This window comes from Gayadomonas joobiniege G7 (genome assembly GCF_000300815.1).
GTDB lineage: Bacteria > Pseudomonadota > Gammaproteobacteria > Enterobacterales > Alteromonadaceae > Catenovulum > Catenovulum joobiniege.
Map to the genome: position 1 here is coordinate 289,425 of NZ_AMRX01000008.1, position 18,500 is coordinate 307,924.

Here is an 18,500-nt window from a genome sequence, read left to right on the forward strand (position 1 = left end):
TTATTGATCACTTATCAAAAGAATTATTTTTGGATAAATGCTAATTCAGCATCTTGTTTTAAAACCGCCCACCAGCGGTTTCCAAATTGTTGATCATAACCCACTAAAGCCTGATCCGCACAGGCCGAATCTCGGCTCGGTTCATTTTCAATAAAGTCTGAGTTCCAACTTGCGTTTAAGATACAAGCTTCTTCTGCAAGCGCTGCCCAGCCGTTGTCCGTTTTTATAGCAAGCTGCACATCTGCTGCATTGATGTTTTCGGGCAGAGTGATTTCAACTGCGTACGGGTCTGCTGGCGCATTGCGAATGTCCCATTCTTGCGTTGCATAAGCTGGCAGGATGACTGCCGATTTGGCACCGCCGTCAGTTTGTGAACCTGCTAATCCAGTTGATGTTGTAATGTCTTTTTCAACACCATAATCATCTTGGTAAATACCAGTCTGGTTTTGGAGCCCACTAATTATAAGAATATCACTGACTGTTTGCTCACTCGCGGGCAACCAACTGAGTGTGACATGTTCTTTTAAATCCATAGTGGTTTCAGGAAAGATCATTTCATCGGCATCATAGTCTGGGATCACTCGATTTGGACCATTTAAATTAGGTGTCCAATTTTCGTGATACTGAAAGAGCCATTGATACGCTAACCGAACCAAGTCATTCATGGTCTCAGCGCGCGTAAAACCTGGGGTATAACTCATATCTCTGGTTCGTGAGTCGGTTCGGTTAAAAGTATTGTTAAAACCGCCAGCTAAACGTGCAAAAGTCCCATCGGTAGCATAACATTCGTTCGTCACGTATTCAGGTTGCAAAACCATAACTGGGCGAGTGTCGGGTAAAATAGAGTTAGCATAAAAAACAGATTCGCAGCGATTCGTACTGCGAGAAAATTTATCTAGCAGTTTCCAATCTGCATCAAAAGACTCACTGGCATCATTCGAGTGTGCATTATGATTTGCAAAATAAGATACATAATCCACACGTGTTCCGTTAAAAGTCAATATTGATGAGTTCACATCATACCCAGGATCTGAACTTTGATCTGTTTGGTTTTTTTGCGACACAATCATTTGCACCAAATCACGTTCACCGTATCTGAATTCGTAACCTTTATAGGAGGCATTACCCGCCATAATTTGAGTATAAACATCCATTCGGTAATTGCCGCCGCTTGGGGTTGCAGATGAAGGGTAGGTGGTTAGCGCAGTTTTGGCACTAATCAGTGATCTTTGATATTGGTGTTCATGCCCTTGCACATAAATAACATCATGATCGGCGAATAATTCACGGATTTTAGGCTGTACAGAATACACCCAATCATCCCCTTTGGTGCCATCAACAATTTGCTCTCGTGTTTGGCCGTATTTTGCGCCGATTAAACCATCATGGCTCGCCACTACAATATGATCGACCTGGTCTGCTTTATCTTCAATGGTGGTTTTAATCCATTCAAAAGCGATTGGCAAGTTATAATATGCAAGTCCAATAACCAAAACATTTTCACGGATCACATAATAGTTAACCCATTCGTAACCAGGCATGTGCACGGCATCCTCTGGGATGAAGTGTTTCATGTGATTGATCCAGTTGACAGTATATGCATAACTCGTTTCATGGTTACCCATAACAGGTAAAAACTCAATGCCTTGATCAGCATATTGTTCAGCGACCGAGCGCCATTCGTTAAATTCAATTTCCGAACCGCCATCGGTTAAATCGCCCAACGCAATAACCATATCCACGTCCATAGCGCTTTGCTGTTTTAACAGCTCTGACATAGGGTGCATCGCCACGTGGGCTTGACCTTGAGCATCTGATCCGCCTTGCGTATCAGGTAGTAGACCAATTTTAAACTCAGCAGATTTCGGGTGCTCAGGCATCGTATCTGGCACCTCTGTTCCTGTACCCGTGTCCGTCTCTGTCTCTTCTGTGTTTGTTTCATCGTTGGAGTTCAAGTCGATTGAACAGGCTGTGGTTAGCATTAAACTTGCCGCCAGCAAGAGCGAATTTTTAATATCAGTCATATCTCTTCCTTAGTTATTGTATTTTTAGATCGCTTATTGTGACTTGTACCCCTTGACCAAAATCCCACCAATAAGCGCTGATAATTTAAACGTTAAAATGTTTCGTTCTTGGGTCGATTAGATGACGTTTCAAATTTGAAGTATTGTGATTAGTTAAATGTTTAGTTAAGATTGAGTTAACTAATTTATTGAGGATCAATGATGCAACTTTCAAAGTTAATAACCGGGGCGGGGCTCAGCTTGTTTTTAAGCTTTACTGCCGCAGCGGAAACCCTATCGGATAGTCTAGATAATTGGAAAAATGTTTATCCTTATGGAGAAGTTAAAAAATCCGGTGAAAGCCTTGCGCTGATCTCTACAGGCAACTGGTTTTTATTAAGCAAAGCTCGCTATAGCGACTTTATCCTTGAAGCAGACGTGAAAATGCCAGCGGTAGACAAAGAGTATTCTAACAGTGGTATTATTTTTCGAGCCCAAGTTGGTACGAAAAAAGATGGTACTCAGTATGCTTATGGATACCAAGCCGAAGTTGACCCAAGCGATCGCAAATGGAGTGGCGGTCTGTACGAGCAGGGAACCGCTCGACAGTGGTTATTTCCGCAACATAAAACACGCTCTAAACCGGGTGAAAAATTTAAGAAGAACTTGTCACCTGAATGGACAGATAAAAAAGCCAACGCTTATAAACACACCCAATGGAATCACTACAAAATTAAAGCCCAAGGTGAGCATATTCAAATTTGGGTAAACGATGTGTTAACCGTTGACGTAATTGATAGCAATCTAAGCGAGGGTCATGTTGGTATTCAGCATCATGGCAGCGCCAAATTTAAAAATCATGGTGATAGAACTAATACAGTATTGTTTAAAAATATTCAAATTACTCCACTTTAAGTTGAAGACTATGACAAAAGATTTCAGTCGAGCTATTTTTACTGGCTATTTGTTAGTACAAATGGCCACCTTTTCTCAATCGGCATTTTCGCAAATTGCGCAAGTAACTGATCTTAAAGATAATGAAAACTCGCAGCCAGAAGTCCGAAAAATGAAAGGCGATCGCGACGGTCATGTGATGCAGGACGTGATCCCAAAAAATGAGATCCCACCTGCCCCTATTTTATCAGTCGAAGCGTCATTAAAAGCTATGCAGGTAGCGGATGGTTTTGTGGTTGAGCCTGTGGTTTCTGAGCCTAATGTTTTTAACCCAGTTGCAATGGCATTTGATGGCAATGGTCGTATCTGGGTGGCAGAAATGACGCGTTACATGCCCAATATCTATGGAGATGGCGAAAACGTGCCCGAAGGCAACATTGTGATGTTGGAAGATCAAAATAATGATGGCAAGGTGGACAAACGTACTGTGCTTATCTCTGATGCGATATTGCCAAGGACCATAAGTTTAGTTAAAGGTGGCATATTGTACGCTGACCATACGCAACTATTTTTTGCCCGAATTGAGCAAAAAAAAGGTGAGGTCATTATGGTGAAGCGAGATGTGGTTGACCCAGAATATGCTCTAGGTGGCAGTCTTGAGCATAAACCTAATACCATGTTGTACAACTTAGACAATTGGTACTACAACGCAAAAAGCTATAAAAAATATCAGGTATTGCCGCTCGCCGCTGAGCTACCCAATGGTGCGACAGAAATTTATCGTAATGATTTATGGAAAATGGTTAAAGCCGATACGGATTATCGTGGTCAGTGGGGCGTAACCCATGACGACTTTGGGCGTTTATATCATAATGGTAATAGCTCACCGATTCAGGGGGAATATCTGCTTCCTGGCACATTACGACAAAATCCTGGTTTTTGGCCAAAAAACCAAGCTGATCGCATAGGTCCTGCTAACATTTATCCTGCTCGTATGAACCCAGGTGTTAACCGAGGTTATTTAGACGGATTTTTAATAGAAGAGGGCGAAAACAGAGGTAAACTTAAAGGCTTTACTGCGGCCAGTGGTAGCTTGATTTACCGTGGTGATAATTACCCCACGCGTTTTTACGGTATGGGCTTAACACCAGGGCCAGCTGCTAATTTAATTTCAGCTCGTTATGTTTCACAAGGTCACGGTAAGATGCAGGGGGAGTTGATTTACCCAGGACACGAATGGTTAGCTTCAACCGATGAGCGGTTTCGTCCAGTCAACATGTATACAGCACCGGACGGCACTATCTACTTTTTAGACATGTATCATGGCATTTTGCAGCACAAAGAGTTTTTAACGACTTATTTGAGTGAGCAAATTAAAGCGCGTGAATTAGATAAAAATAACAATACAATGGGCCGAATTTATCGAGTTCGTTGGGCTGACAAGCCACGTGGTGAACAACCTAAGATGATTGGCAAAAACGCTCGCGAGTTAGTGCCTTATTTAAGCCATGCAAATGGTTGGTGGCGTGATACAGCGCGACGTTTAATTATTCAAAGTCAGCCAGATAAGTCTATTGTAACACCGATCAAAGCAGCGCTAAATAATGCAATAAAAAGCGATAATTTTCCTGTCGCAGCCAATTTATTATGGACGCTACATGCATTAAATGGTTTAGATTTAAATACGTTAAAAACTGCACTGACGGATTCAAACCTGCAAATTGCAGCCACTGCGGTTGCAGTTTCAGATGCTATCCCTGAATCGGAGCAAAATCAGCTTATTGTTTTGCTTAAAAATTTAATTTCAAAAGATTATGACTTGGCATTACAAGCCGCCGCAGTTTCCGCGCGCTTAAAGGTTGCAAATGCGATTGAGTTAAACTTAGCTGTGCTTGAGCAGTATTTAGATGAACCTTTAGTTCGCGAAGTGGTTGTTAGTGGGTTAGGCACCCGTAGCAAGGCCTTTATCGAAAAATTGGGCCAGCACCCTGATGCTAAGCTTATGTATATGTTGAACAATTTAGGTAAAAAACCAGCTGATCGTACTAACAGAGCCCAGTTAAGCTCGCTCGGACAAACGTTATATGATGAAGGTAAAACCTTATATTCAGGATCGGCAGCTTGTTTTGGTTGTCACGGTGCAGACGGCAGTGGTATTGATGGTTTAGGGCCTACTTTTTGGCAAAGCGAGTGGGTGATTGACGATAAACAAAAGCTAGCAAAAGTGCTATTACATGGGTTATCTGGCCCTATCTGGGTTAAAAAATCTCGCTGGGAAACCTCAGCTGTGATGCCTGGGCTAGCGGCCAGAACCGATATCAGCGATAGAGACTTAGCGGCAATTGCGACTTATATCCGAAACGCTTGGGGTAATACAGCCGACACCGGTAGCCATGTTGAACCTGAGTTAATAAAAGAAGTACGTAACGCAACCAAAAACCGACAGCAACCCTATAAGCAGGAAGATTTTTAAATCAACTGATTGATGGAATTCTTCAGTGATAGTGCGACGCTCATACGGTTTTTAATCATGCCGGTTATATCATCACAGATAATTATTTCTGTGATGATATATTTTGTTTTAGTGCGCCGGCAAATCAGCCGAGAGTATGCTTATTACCTACTTTTTTTAGCTTGCCTAGCCTATTTTTTGTTTGGCCGTTCACTACAGCATTTTTCAGCGCCTGAGGTATCCGTTTGGCTACTGTATAGCAGAGTGTTTTTATTGTTTTCGCTTGGTATGCCAGCGCTAATAATTGGTGCTAGTTTGCAAGTTGGGTTAAAACGATCTGCTTATCTAATGTACCTGCCTTGGTTAATCGGAAGCTTGTTTGGGGTCTGTTATGTCTATTTTATGGGGGTCTTTCAAGGTGTTTTTGAACCTTTTCTGCTGACGGCTCAGATACCCTTAAAAGCGCATCAGCAGTATGCCCACCTAGCGCAGATTTGGGCTGGTTTTAGCTTGTTATTATTGCCTTGTGTACTGCTAATAATAAAAGCTCAGTATCATCAGATGCAACTTAATCTAAACCCATTTTTAATGGGGGCTTTAAGTTTTGCGCTGTTATTTTTTTTGGGAAGTTCAGGTTATATTGAGTACTGGTTTTATTATACGGGCTCCGTAATCTGTGCGCTATGTTGGGCTTACGCGGTCTTTCAAAATATACGCAATATTAAAGGTAAAGCTGCTCTGCTAAAAGACGAGCTTTTGTTTCAAATTAAATCAAGCCGAGCTGAAAAAAGTGAAGAAATTAGTGATCTACTTGGGCGACTCGAAAAAACATCCGAAGGCGACTTAGAGCTATATAAAATTCGAGTACGTGATATTTTAAATAGACTAACGGACTCAAGCATTGAAGCCGGCGGTGATTCGAGCAGTTTAATATTGCGCCATCAGGTTAAAAACCAGGCCATTGATAGTAGCCAAAATATGGCCGAGTTATCTCGTTTAGTTGCGGAAGAAGCAGCCGAATACTCAGACTTGTTGGCTCAAAGTGCTGACTTACGCATTAAAAAACAGGTTGATGCGGCGAAAACTTATTTGTTCAAAGAGGCGCATAATACAATCGACTTTGACGAGCTCGCAAACCATATTGGCATAAGTAAAGGGCATCTGATGCGGGTATTTAAATCTCACATGGGAGTCACCCTAAATCAATATCTTGCGCAAATTCGCATTGAAAAAGCAAAAGTTTTTTTAAAAACTCATTCAGTAACAGACACAGCGATCGCCGTTGGTTTTAACAATTCTAATTATTTTTCTACTGTTTTCAAAAAACAAGTTGGTTGTACACCAGGCCAGTTTAAAATAAAAATAACCTCTAACACTATGAATTAAATGATATTAGTGTTTGTGTTGTTAATTTGTAGTCAATCTGTTGATATTTTAGAGGTCACTTTTCCCTCAATAATTTAGTGTGTTGGTTAACCTATTAAAAAGTTACGGCACACAAATGAGTCATAAGATTTTTAAATATATTTTATTTTCACTTTGTTTAAGTTCAGCGGTGAGTGCTCATGACGAGATTTTTCATCACCTAACACAAAGCGATCACTGGCCTAAGCTGGCTGATGGCCGGAGTATAATCGGTAACTCACATGGAGGCATTGATGTCGCTAATAATGGACATGTTTTTGTTAGTGTGATTGGTCCTAATGGTGGCATTCAAGTTTACAATGAAAAGGGGGAATATCTAAAAAATGTGCCAAATGCACCAAAAGATATTCATGGTTTTGTGATCCAAGCGGATGCTAGCGGTGAGGAGTTCATCTATGGGGCTGAAATGTCGGGGCATCAGATTTTTAAAATGCGATTGTCCGGTGAACGGGTATTGAATATTGACGCATTAGCACAAATTCCAAAAAAATATCACAAACCTCAGCAAGTCAATAAAAAAGGTTGGACACCACCTCCGTTGCGGTTAACAGCCACAGCGGTTAATCAACATGGTGAGCTTTATGTTGTTGATGGGTATGGGCTTGATTATATTCATAGATTTTCGGCAGATGGCCGCTATTTGAGTACGTTTGCTGGCAAAGATGCGCCGTGGAACTTTAACAACTGCCATAAAATTTATATTGATCCCAGATACCAGCCAAACCGAATTTTGTGCGCTGACCGAGCCAACCATAGACTGGTTCATTTAACTATGGACGGGCAACTGATAGGTAATTACGCCACTCATTTACGCCGACCTAGCGCGATAGATTTTTATCAGGATTATGCCGCCGTCGCCGAAATATCTGGCCGAGTCACTCTATTAGATAAAAAAGGCCAAGTCATACAATATCTAGGGACAAATGATAACCGCGGTGAGACAGATAAAAATAAAACGCCACCAGAAAAATGGCGCCAAGGGGTTTTTACCTCACCGCACGGTATTAGCTTTGACCAACAAGGCAACCTATACATTTCTGAATATAACAAATGGGGTCGCATTTTACGTTTTGACCTTAAGTTAGCGGAGTGATAAATGGGTTGGGTAAAGTTAATTTGTTTATGTAGTTTAATTAGCCAGCTAATGTTAGGTTGCAAGGCTGAACCAGAAGCAGGCACGGAAGCTAAAATTAGCTTTAATAAGGATATTAGGCCTATTTTAACCGAGCACTGTACAGGCTGTCATGGCGGCGTGAGCAAACAAGCCGGTGTGTCATTTGTATATCAAAAAGAAGCTTTTGGCCGCGGTCACTCAGGACGTCTAACGATAAAACCCGGCGACCCAGATGGATCTGAGCTGATAGCTCGATTAGAAACTTCGGATAAACGCTTACGCATGCCGTACAATGCGCCACCTTTGTCGCCAGAAAAAATACAAAAGCTCAGGCGATGGATCAAACAAGGTGCTAAGTGGGAAAAACACTGGGCGTTTAAAAAACCAGTTAAAAGATCACCGCCAGCCGAATCAACTGATAGTGAAAATCCAATCGATCAATTTATTCAGCGTTCATTACGATCGCAAAACCTACAAATGAATGTAAGGGCAGATAAATACCGTCAGCTGCGTCGGTTAAGCCTAGATCTGATTGGCTTACCGCCAACTTTATCAGAAATCGAAGAATTTATCGCTGATCAATCAGATACAGCTTATGAAACGCAAGTTGACCGCTTGTTAGCATCGCCGCATTTTGGTGAGCGTTGGGCCGCTATGTGGCTCGATTTGGCCAGATATGCTGATAGCCAAGGTTATACTAGAGATGAATATAGGGCCAGTTGGCCATACCGTGATTGGGTGATCAAAGCTTTTAATAAAAACCTGCCCTACGATCAATTTGTGACTAAACAATTGGCAGGCGATTTATTACCAAATAACAAACTACCCGATTTAATTGCCACTGGCTTTCACCGGCAAACCCCAGTCAATAGTGAAGGGGGGACAGATGATGAAGAGTTTAGGCTAGTAGCAGTGATGGACAGAGTCGCAACCACTTGGCAAGCGATTAATGGTTTAACAATGGAGTGTGTGCAGTGCCATTCACATCCTTATGATCCGATTGAGCATCAAGAATATTATCAGTCGTTGGCCTTTTTTAATACTCAAAGAGATGCCGACAGACGTCACGATGGTCCGCATTTGTTAATAGCCGATGATAAAGAAAAACAATCCAAGGTTTTTGATTGGCAAATGCGTTTGAATGAATTGGAAAACTTGGCATTGACACAAACTCACCAATTGAATCAATCCGTGAAGGATTGGACAAAGTTGCCAATTGTTCGTGTGCTGAGTGATGATAAAACCGCTTTACAAGATGAAATATCGGTTTTAAAAAAACGTATTCAGCGATTAGATGCAGATAGTCAAAAATATGCTTTACGCTTTGCTAAGCGCAGTTTAGAACAACGCCAAGCACGTTTAGCTCAATTATCCGATTCAAATTATCGGCCGCAACCACTAACGGTTAAAAACGGCGAACTCAATCACAAAGCCCCTTTCAGCGCTAAAACTCGGCTAGTTATGACAACTCATCCGGTAGAGCATCGGCAAGCCTTAGCAGCTATTAAATTTTCAGTATTGCCACTAAATGAGCAGAAAGCACGGCATACACCCGAATTTGCTGTTTCGCTTGATCATATAGATATTTATAAACGAACAAAAAACGGTCAAAGTGACAAATTAGCGATTAAAGATTTTTTAAGTTTGCAAAGCGAATCAATTGCCGATCAACTCACTCGTCTTGCTGATGGTAAAAATAGGGGTGCGGCAAACGGCTTGTACAGTCATCGCTTGTTCTCACCACTTGAAACTATTGCTGTTTTTGAAAAAAAATTAAACCTTGAAGTCGGTGATGCAATTGAGGTTGTGATTAAACAATATCAGTATCGTAACTTAAACGAAGGCATGCCGTCTGAATTACATAGGTTTAAAATTTCGGCCAGCCAAGACGAAAGTCTAATTGAGTATGCTGTTAGTCAGGCACGCCAACAACTGATTGCGCAATATAAGCAGGTGAATGAACAGCTAAAACCTATTAAAGGCACTAAGTTGCCGATCATGCAAGAGCAGGATAAGTTTAATCAGCGTGGTACCGCTTTGTTCTCACGGGGTAATTTTTTAGCCAAACAAGGCCCTTTGTTAACACCAGAGACGCCAGCTATTTTCCCTCCGATGGTGGAGCAAAAAAAGCTTGATCGCCTGGCATTAGCCAATTGGTTTTTTGATAAAGATCAGCCGTTAACTGCCCGTGTTGCAGTCAATCACTTTTGGCAACAGTTGTTTGGTCAAGGGTTGGTCAGAACCGTAGGCGATTTTGGTAGCTCGGGTGAGCCGCCCAGTCACCCTGAATTGTTAGATTATTTAGCGCTCACTTTTCAAAATAACTTTGAATGGAATATTAAAAAACTGATTAAACTCATGGTAATGAGTGACACCTATCGGCGATCATCCAATGTCACAAATATAGAGCAAGACCGGCAGAACCTTTGGTTATCTAGAGCCAACAAACGTCGTTTAAGCGCCGAAATGATTCGTGACCAGGCACTTGTCACCAGTGGACTTTTTAACGCTGAAATGTTTGGCAAACCTGTGATGCCACCGCAACCCAGTGGCATCTGGGGTCGCAAGGGGCGTGTGATTAAAGACTGGCAAACTGCAAATGACGCAAATCGATATCGACGTGCAATTTATACCTTTATTAAACGCGCTTATATCTACCCTAGCTTTTTAACCTTTGATATGGAAACAAGAGAAATCAGCCATGGTAAACGCATTGCAACTAATACGCCTTTGCAAGCGCTGGTGACATTAAACGATCCCGTTTTTGTCGAAGCGGCAAATGCGCTTGGTGTTTTGATTCAAAAAGATTATTTAACCGATAAAAATATACAACGAGCTTTACGTAGAGGTTTTTTAAAAGTGACTTCGCGTCCGCCAACTGAGAATGAAATTAGCGAAATAAAAAACACCTGGATGGCACTTTTAACCGCTACTGACGACCAGCAGACGTTAGCCTTTAGCCAGATAGGGGCGCTTTTACTCAACTTGGATGCCGCGTTAACAAGGTAAACTTATGCAGAAATTTTTATATCAGCAATTGCAGCAGCAAACGCGACGCGAGTTTTTAGCGGGGAGTGGCCGGCTGTTAAGCAGTGCGTTTTTGGCCACCACCTTGCCCAACCTAACGTTTGCGAGCGAGAGCCAATTAGATTTTAGTCGACCTATAAGTCAGCCACTAGCACCGTTGCCGCCTCAATATCCAAGCAAAGTTAAACGGGTTATTTATATGCATATGGCGGGGGCACCTAGCCAACTCGAACTTTTTGATTATAAACCCGAGCTTGCCAAATACGACGGCAAACTCTGCCCGGATGAATTTTTGGCGGGCAAGCGCTTTGCTTTTATTTCAGGGCGTCCGAGTTTATTGGGTCCAAAAGCACGATTTTCTCAACATGGTCAGAGCGGTGCTTGGATTTCTGATCATTTACCTCAGCTACAAAAACATGCAGATGATTTGTGTTTTATTAAATCTATGCATACAGATCAGTTTAATCATGCGCCGGCACAACTTTTGGTCCATACCGGTCATGCTTTGTCGGGACATCCATCCATTGGCGCTTGGACGACCTATGGTTTAGGCAGTATGAATCAAAATTTGCCTGGCTATATGGTACTTGTGTCTGGTGGACGCGATCCAGATGGTGGCAAACAACTTTGGGGATCTGGGTTTTTGCCAAGTGCCTATCAAGGGGTACGCTGTCGTTCGCAGGGTGATCCCATTTTGTATTTAAGTAATCCTGATCAAGTTTCTAGGTCATTGCGGCGAGTTTTATTAGATGGTTTAAAAAACTTAAATCAACAAAACTATCAAAGTGAAGGCGACCCTGAAACGCTCACGCGGGTCGCACAATACGAGATGGCGTATCGAATGCAGTTAGAAGCTTCCGATGCGTTTTCAATTGAACAAGAATCAGCCCAAACTTTAACTGCGTATGGCGCGACGCCCGGCCAAGGCAGTTTTGCAAATAATTGTTTATTGGCTCGTCGTTTAGCAGAGCGGGATGTGCGTTTTATTCAATTATTTGATTATGGTTGGGACTCTCATGGCAGTAACAAAAGTGAAGCATTAGATGCCGGATTTATCGATAAATGTCGGCAAATAGACCAGCCGGTTGCCGCTTTATTAACAGATTTAAAAAACAGAGGTTTGTTAGAAGATACTCTAGTTATATGGGGCGGCGAATTTGGGCGTACACCTATGCAGGAAAATCGTGGTGGTGTTGATAATGCATTCGCTGGCCGCGACCATCACCCCAATGCATATACTATGTGGATGGCTGGGGCAGGGGTCAAGGCTGGATATAGCCATGGGCAAACCGATGATATGGGCTATGAGATCGTTAAAGATCCCGTAAGTATCCATGATTTTCACGCCACCTTGTTGTATTTATTAGGCTTTAATCATCATGATTTAAATTATCGGTTTCAAGGATTAAACCAAAAGCTCACTGGCGTTAAAGAAGCTCATATTATTGCTGAGTTACTCGCATAAAAGGCCTATTTATGACTGCAAAAAGTTATTTTGTATCTGTATTTATAGTCACTTTATTTTTGCTTGGGCTGATCCTGAGCCAGCAGCCTGCGTGGTTACAATGGAGTAAAGAAACCTTGTTTGGATTTCCTAAATTACAAGCGCAGCAAGATTCTTTTTATCAACAAAGAGTAGATCCTATTTTTGCGCGTTATTGCACCGAGTGTCATCAAAAAGACAAAGTTAAAGGCCAGCTTAGGTTGGATAGTTACCGGCAAACTCTGTTTGGTGGGCGCAGTGGTGAACTGTTATCCACAAATGGTCGAATGAGTGTTTTATTGGAACGCATGCAATTACCAGCGGATCATCGTTTAGCTATGCCACCCTATGGACGAAAACGCCATACCGAAGCAGAGTTAGAAATTATTAAACTTTGGCTCGCAAAGGGTGCGTCTGGACAATTAACTGAAGCTGACTTTCCAGAGGCGCCCAAGGCAAAGCGGTATATAGATTTTGAACCTTATCAACCAGAGCAAGTGGCGGCTTTACGGTCAAATCATGCAGCTGAGGTGGCACAACTGCAAGTTAAGTATCCGTTTAATGTTCAATATGTCGCAAGAACCTCTCACTATCTTGAGATCATTCATTTAAGCTCGGCGCCGGTCGCTGATTCTCTATTTTTGCAGCTAGGGCCGGTGGCAAATATTGTGCAAAAACTTAATTTGCGCAATGCAGCTGTCAGTGACCAAGCCGTTATTTCTTGGCTGCAAATGCCGTCGCTGACATACATTAATATCGCTGCGACGCAACTAAGCGCAGAGGCCGTAACTAAGCTGCTTAGCTTAGGTAACTTAAAGCAGCTAGTGATCAATAAAAGCCTGTTAGTACACATACCCATAAAAAAATTTGAACAAGCAGGCATTCAAGTACGCGGTATCGAGGGCGGGTGATGACTGATAAAAAAGTTTGGGATTTAGGGGTACGTATTTTTCACTGGTTATTAGTCCTAGGCATGATAGCAGCCTGGTTCACCATTGAATATCGTTTTATGCAGGCGCATGCCATTGTCGGATATGGAATTAGTATGTTATTGATTTATAGACTCGTTTGGGGCTTTTTAGGTTCGACGACGGCGCGTTTTAGCTATTTTATATGTTCACCGATAGCGGCTTTTTGTTACTTAAAAGCTTCGTTACAGCAAAAAGCAAGATCTTATACAGGCCACAATCCGGCTGGCAGTTGGATGGTGTTGTTTATGTTGCTGATTTTGTTTTTGCAAGTGCTCAGTGGTTTTTTTGCAAACAATGATTTAGGTTTTAGTGGGCCTTTTGCTGACTGGGTTAATAAAACACAATCGGACCAACTCACTCAATGGCATGGATTAAATTTTTATCTTATTTTAGCCGCGATTTGGTTGCACTTAGTAGCGGTATTCTTTTATCAGATAGTAAAAAAAGAGCCGCTTATTCAAGCCATGATTGGTGGGCGAAAACCTAGTAAGTATATTGGTGATGACCAATATTTAAAGTTTGTTTCTAACCGAGTGGCTGTTTTAGTTTGGTTATTTTCGTTAGCCGTGATTTTATTGGTCGTTTTATAACAGGCACTCACTCCCAGTAAAGGAGTGAGTGCAAAAGATTAATTAAGTGTATATTGAATCTTTTTACTGCTAGTGACCACTTGCAGCGCCATACTACTGACATAACCGCCGTTGTCAGCAAACTCAATCTGAACATTATTATCGCTTTGCAGTGCTGAGTAAGGCACAGGGATCTCTATCACACCAAAAAAGTTTTCGCGGCCAGTTTTTGATTTCCCTTGTTTTTGATCATAACCTCTAAAATCACTGGGTACGGTTAGCGTGACACCATTAATTGTTACTTTTGGTGTTAAGGATTTACCATGATCGCGCCCTAAACCCATTCTTAGCACAGCATATCCTTGACTGCCAACATTCACATCATCGATGTTAAAACTCATTGGACTATAGGCTTGTATTGCCTGTAAGTACTCACTAGCATAATATTTAATTGTACTCGCTGATTCTTTTTGATTGATATCACTGCTATAAGTGAGTTTGATAATTTGAGTGGCTTCGGCAGGTAAAACCCAATTATCAGGCAACTCAGTCATATTAGTGATTTGATAATCAACTGTATTTTGCTCACTATAACCAAGCGTTTTGATTTCAACCGAACTTAATGAATTATTATCAACGCCTAAAGTATTCAACTGGATTGCTCTATCATCAAACTCTAAGCTGGTTAACACCACATAAGCCGTTTTACCATCAATAAATACTTGGCTTTGAATATCTAAGTCTGTGCTTGTGCTAACGGCGCGTTTACCAGCTACCTCTTTCCATAGTTTGTAAAAATAAATATGATCAGAATAAACCCAGTCTGTATTATTGCTGCCATCACGCTCAAACTGTTGGATCATCAAACGGCTCGAATAGGCGATGCTGGTATCATCATCTTTTATTCGACGACCCCATTCTGCTTTCACAGGAATAAAAGGGATCACTTTAGCTATCGTATCGGGACGCTCTAAAAACTGAGTATTCATGCTGGTAATTGAGCGTACCTTTTCGGCATCCCTTTGCGGGCTCCAATCTTGGTTAACCATGATATGAGTCGATGAGCCCACTTCGGAAATTACAATTGGTTTAATTTCCCCAAGTTTTATTTGGCTATATTGCTCTAACATATCTAAAGTGGCTTCTAAATTACTGCCACGGCGATAACGCTCTGAGTTTTTAAACTCAGGAAAATCGTACAAATGGATTGAATAAAAATCCATGTATTCGCCGGATGTATCAATAAACAATTTGTCTCTGTCATGCCAGCGCTGAAAGTTGTTTTTATCAAAATCTGGAAAAGCTATCGTATAACCTCCCACTAAAATATCATGGTTGTCACTAATTTTAGCTATCTCTTTGGCCACAGTATTATGAAACTCAAAGACTTTTAGCGGCTCCACATAATTTGTTTCACCTTCTCTGTCTGTACTTAAATCGTATAAAGGTTCGTTCATCACTTCAAAGTATTTAGGTTTAGGGGGCCCAGCATCTTCTGATGATTGACGGTAAAAGTTTTGCAAATATCGAGCAAAATATTCTCCGGTGGCAGTTCCTAATGGTTCATTAGCAGTATCTGTCTGTGAAAATGACCATTTTGGCTCAGCTAATTTTGCCACTGGCGTGATCTCTGTGCCTTCTGGCCAATAAGGGTGCTGTTGGCCACCAACTATCATTCCGGCCATGCGATCTTCAAGTTGACGGCCATTTTTAAATTTAGCTTGCTGGCTGTTGTCGTATGTCCAGTTAGAATCGCCCGCGCGGCTTATTAGACTGGCAGGGTCAACATAACCGGGTCGGCTATCATCTTGGCGAACATTGCGTAAATTCCAGCCCAAGCTACCAGTTTCACGTCCAAAATAAACGTTATGGCCTTCAATAAAATCAAACACTAAGTCATCACCTAATGCATTGGCAGCATTGTTACTATGGCTATCGTTTTGTCCCCAGTCATTTTCGACGTTGCTTGAATGTATTGTGATGTATTTTTCGCGCTCAAAACTATCAATGCCATTTATGCTGTGCAAGGTATCTAAATGCACATTGACCTGGGTGCCATTAAACGTAGGGGCCGCTAAGGTGGTGATAATAAAGTCTGCTTGTTTATCGCCAATGAATAAAGTGGCGGTATGGGAACTAGCGTGCTCAGATTTGCTTTTAGCTCTGACAGATATGCTATCGCCCAGCTTTATAGTGCCGCTTTGATTAGTAAAAGCTGAGCCATTAACAGAGTATTCTCCATCCGTTATTTTTATTGCGGTCGGCGCATTAATACCTGCTACTTTAAAGGGTTTGCTTGTTACCCAAGTATCTAAAGCAATGCCTGTTATTGCGTCAAGGGTAAAGCGGTCAGGGCTGGTATCGATAACGGCAGTTGGTTCTTTAGTTTCTGTCGAACCGCCACCACCACAGGCCGTTAAAAAAAGGCTTACACAAATCGCTAAACTTAGTTTATTGCTCACAAAGGCTTTATTCATTTATCTATTTCTCACTACAGTAAGTTGAAATCATGTGCAGTTTATCATTAAATATTGATAATTGTTAACAGTTAATTGATTTTATGTGCCGTCTGTTAAGCTTTATGGTGTTTGTCGAGTGAGTGTGCTTGTTTTAACTTTTTAACAAAATTGGTTTAAAATTAGATTTTAACAAGGGTAAAGGCTAGGGAATGAAATACATAATAGCGCTGATCATCAGCATAAGTTTTGCGCTCAACGCAACTGAAAAGGCCACTGAATTGGCGCAAAAAGCAAGCGCCGGAGATAGTGAAGCGCAATATCAATTAGCCGTTCTATATCAAAAAGGGGATACGGTTGAGCAAGACGAGGTTAAAGCCTTTAACTGGTTTCAACAAGCTGCCCATTTAGGCCATAGCGATGCGCAAAATAGTTTAGCCATTGCTTATTTAGAGGGGCAGGGTGTTGAACAAAATAAAGCCTTGGCGGTTAAATGGTATAAACAAGCAGCGGAGCAGGGCAATCGTAACGCCCAATATAACTTGGCTTGGTGTTATGAAAAGGGCGAAGGGGCTGAGAAAAATCTATCACAAGCATTTTTTTGGTACCAACAAGCTGCAGAGCAAGGCGACTTAGATGCACAGAGTGTTGTTGCTTGGATGTATGCAACGGCTCAAGGCACCAAGTTGAATTACGAACAGGCCTATCAATGGTATTTAAAAGCTGCAACACAAGGCCACGCGGGTGCGCAAAATAGTTTAGGTTCATTATATGAAAATGGCCAAGGTGTTGAGGCAGATCCGACTAAAGCATATTCATGGTATTTAAAAGCGGCAGAGCAGGGTTCAGCTTATGCTCAATATAATTTGGCATCTCTATACGAAGATGGTTTAGGGGTAGAAGCTGATCCTCAGCAAGCATTTATTTGGTATAAAATGGCCGCTGAGCAAGGGGATGCTGATGCCCAAAATATGGTGGGTGTTTTTTATAATACAGGAACGGGTGTTGAAAAAGACCCAGAGGCAGGGTTTCACTGGTATAAAAAAGCCGCCGAGCAAGGTTTAATGATTGCTGAATACAACTTAGCCTGGATGTATGAAAATGGCGTAGGGGTTGAACAATCGGCCGCAGAAGCGATGGTTTGGTATCAAAAGGCGGCATTGCAAGGCTATGCGGCGGCTCAATATCAGTTAGGTTATATTTATGCCAACGGTGAATTAACAGAGCAAGATTATGCGGCAGCAGTGCACTGGTATCAAAAAGCGTCAGAGCTAGGCTACCCAGATGCACAGAATAATTTAGGTAACTTATACGAAAAAGGTAAAGGGGTAGCGCAAAATTATAAAAAGGCGGCTTTTTGGTATTTAAAATCTGCTGAGCAGGGCAATGTTTATGCGCAATATAATCTAGCGTTGGCTTATGAAGACGGCCGCGGGGTCGAGCAAAATTATCAGCAAGCGGCCATATGGTATCGTAAAGCGGCTGAGGCTGGCGATTCAGATGCACAAAATGCACTAGGGAATTTATATGATACCGGCCAAGGTGTCAGCAAAAATTCGCAAACGGCTGTAAAATGGTATCGCTTATCAGCCCAACAAGGTAATTATATTGGCCAATACAATTTAGCTTGGATGTACGACCATGGCGTTGGCGTAGCCAAAGATAAAGCGGCTGCGGTTATTTGGTATCGTAAATCTGCTGAGCAAGGTTATGCTAGTGCACAAAATAACCTAGCGGTGTGTTACGACAGTGGAGAAGGTGTTCGTGAAGATGATAAACAAGCTTTTTATTGGTTTAAAAAAGCCGCTGAAAATGGAGATCCAACCGGTCAATCCAATTTGGCCATTTTTTATTCGGATGGCGTAGGCGTACAGAAAAATAAAATTAAAGCTAAATACTGGGCAGGCATTAGTTGTGAAAATGGGAATAAAGGCGCTTGCGAGTTAGCACAGTCGTTAGCTGGTAGCGGTTATTAATGGTAGCAGTGCGGAAACGCTAAAAAAGAGTTATCCACAGAAACAGTGGATAACTATGTGAGCAGGTTGCGAATAAAGCGCTTTTTTATTTTTACTATTGTATTTAATTTGGTATATTTGTATATAAAAA

General features: G+C 41.7%; 11 protein-coding genes. 9 read left to right on the forward strand and 2 right to left on the reverse strand.

The genetic code is table 11. The annotated features are described in order from the left end of the window. Positions 1-23: 23 nt before the first annotated feature. Positions 24-1,787 (reverse strand): metallophosphoesterase family protein, encoded by a 1,764-nt coding sequence (locus C727_RS0115995; protein WP_026052758.1) that lies wholly within the window; start codon positions 1,785-1,787, stop codon positions 24-26. A gap of 435 nt (positions 1,788-2,222) precedes the next feature. Between C727_RS0115995 and C727_RS0116000 the strand changes: the two genes are divergently transcribed. The 8 genes from C727_RS0116000 (at position 2,223) to C727_RS0116035 (ending at position 13,959) form a co-directional block, all read left to right on the forward strand. Then, positions 2,223-2,918, forward strand: a complete 696-nt coding sequence (locus tag C727_RS0116000) for a 3-keto-disaccharide hydrolase (protein ID WP_155949285.1) — start codon at positions 2,223-2,225, stop codon at positions 2,916-2,918. A gap of 10 nt (positions 2,919-2,928) precedes the next feature. After that, positions 2,929-5,370 (forward strand): PVC-type heme-binding CxxCH protein, encoded by a 2,442-nt coding sequence (locus C727_RS0116005; protein ID WP_017446668.1) that lies wholly within the window; start codon positions 2,929-2,931, stop codon positions 5,368-5,370. 57 nt (positions 5,371-5,427) lie between these two features. After that, a complete protein-coding gene (locus C727_RS0116010) occupies positions 5,428-6,735 on the forward strand; it encodes a helix-turn-helix transcriptional regulator (RefSeq protein WP_017446669.1) in 1,308 nt (435 codons plus the stop codon). A 115-nt stretch (positions 6,736-6,850) separates the two neighbouring features. Then, entirely contained in the window at positions 6,851-7,867 is a 1,017-nt protein-coding gene (locus tag C727_RS0116015) for an NHL repeat-containing protein (protein WP_026052759.1), read from the forward strand. Positions 7,868-7,870: 3 nt separating this feature from the next. Continuing rightward, entirely contained in the window at positions 7,871-10,897 is a 3,027-nt protein-coding gene (locus C727_RS19195) for a PSD1 and planctomycete cytochrome C domain-containing protein (protein WP_017446671.1), read from the forward strand. Between the two features lie 4 nt (positions 10,898-10,901). Next, a complete protein-coding gene (locus tag C727_RS0116025; RefSeq protein ID WP_017446672.1) occupies positions 10,902-12,380 on the forward strand; it encodes a DUF1501 domain-containing protein in 1,479 nt (492 codons plus the stop codon). A gap of 11 nt (positions 12,381-12,391) precedes the next feature. Then, positions 12,392-13,309 carry a c-type cytochrome domain-containing protein gene (locus C727_RS0116030; RefSeq protein ID WP_017446673.1) on the forward strand — a complete coding sequence of 306 codons (918 nt, stop codon included), beginning with the start codon at positions 12,392-12,394 and terminating at the stop codon, positions 13,307-13,309. Further along, positions 13,309-13,959: a cytochrome b/b6 domain-containing protein gene (locus C727_RS0116035; protein ID WP_017446674.1), complete on the forward strand. Its 651-nt coding sequence runs from the start codon at positions 13,309-13,311 to the stop codon at positions 13,957-13,959. The genes C727_RS0116030 and C727_RS0116035 overlap by 1 nt, the downstream gene beginning before the upstream one ends. Before the next feature lie 38 nt (positions 13,960-13,997). Here the strand turns inward: C727_RS0116035 and C727_RS0116040 are convergent, their stop codons facing one another. Beyond that, positions 13,998-16,415 (reverse strand): hypothetical protein, encoded by a 2,418-nt coding sequence (locus C727_RS0116040; RefSeq protein ID WP_017446675.1) that lies wholly within the window; start codon positions 16,413-16,415, stop codon positions 13,998-14,000. 191 nt (positions 16,416-16,606) lie between these two features. Between C727_RS0116040 and C727_RS18780 the strand changes: the two genes are divergently transcribed. Beyond that, on the forward strand, positions 16,607-18,370 hold the full coding sequence (locus tag C727_RS18780) for a tetratricopeptide repeat protein (RefSeq protein ID WP_017446676.1): 1,764 nt from the start codon (positions 16,607-16,609) through the stop codon (positions 18,368-18,370). The last annotated feature ends 130 nt before the right edge of the window (positions 18,371-18,500 follow it).

Excerpts from the sequence above, each read along its gene's own strand:
- C727_RS0115995 (WP_026052758.1), bottom strand. The coding sequence starts at position 1,787 with ATGCACCCTATGTCAGAGCTGTTAAAACAGCAAAGCGCTATGGACGTG.
- C727_RS0116000 (WP_155949285.1), top strand. The coding sequence starts at position 2,223 with ATGATGCAACTTTCAAAGTTAATAACCGGGGCGGGGCTCAGCTTGTTT.
- C727_RS0116005 (WP_017446668.1), top strand. The coding sequence starts at position 2,929 with ATGACAAAAGATTTCAGTCGAGCTATTTTTACTGGCTATTTGTTAGTA.
- C727_RS0116010 (WP_017446669.1), top strand. The coding sequence starts at position 5,428 with ATGCCGGTTATATCATCACAGATAATTATTTCTGTGATGATATATTTT.
- C727_RS0116015 (WP_026052759.1), top strand. The coding sequence starts at position 6,851 with ATGAGTCATAAGATTTTTAAATATATTTTATTTTCACTTTGTTTAAGT.
- C727_RS19195 (WP_017446671.1), top strand. The coding sequence starts at position 7,871 with ATGGGTTGGGTAAAGTTAATTTGTTTATGTAGTTTAATTAGCCAGCTA.
- C727_RS0116025 (WP_017446672.1), top strand. The coding sequence starts at position 10,902 with ATGCAGAAATTTTTATATCAGCAATTGCAGCAGCAAACGCGACGCGAG.
- C727_RS0116030 (WP_017446673.1), top strand. The coding sequence starts at position 12,392 with ATGACTGCAAAAAGTTATTTTGTATCTGTATTTATAGTCACTTTATTT.
- C727_RS0116035 (WP_017446674.1), top strand. The coding sequence starts at position 13,309 with ATGACTGATAAAAAAGTTTGGGATTTAGGGGTACGTATTTTTCACTGG.
- C727_RS0116040 (WP_017446675.1), bottom strand. The coding sequence starts at position 16,415 with ATGAATAAAGCCTTTGTGAGCAATAAACTAAGTTTAGCGATTTGTGTA.
- C727_RS18780 (WP_017446676.1), top strand. The coding sequence starts at position 16,607 with ATGAAATACATAATAGCGCTGATCATCAGCATAAGTTTTGCGCTCAAC.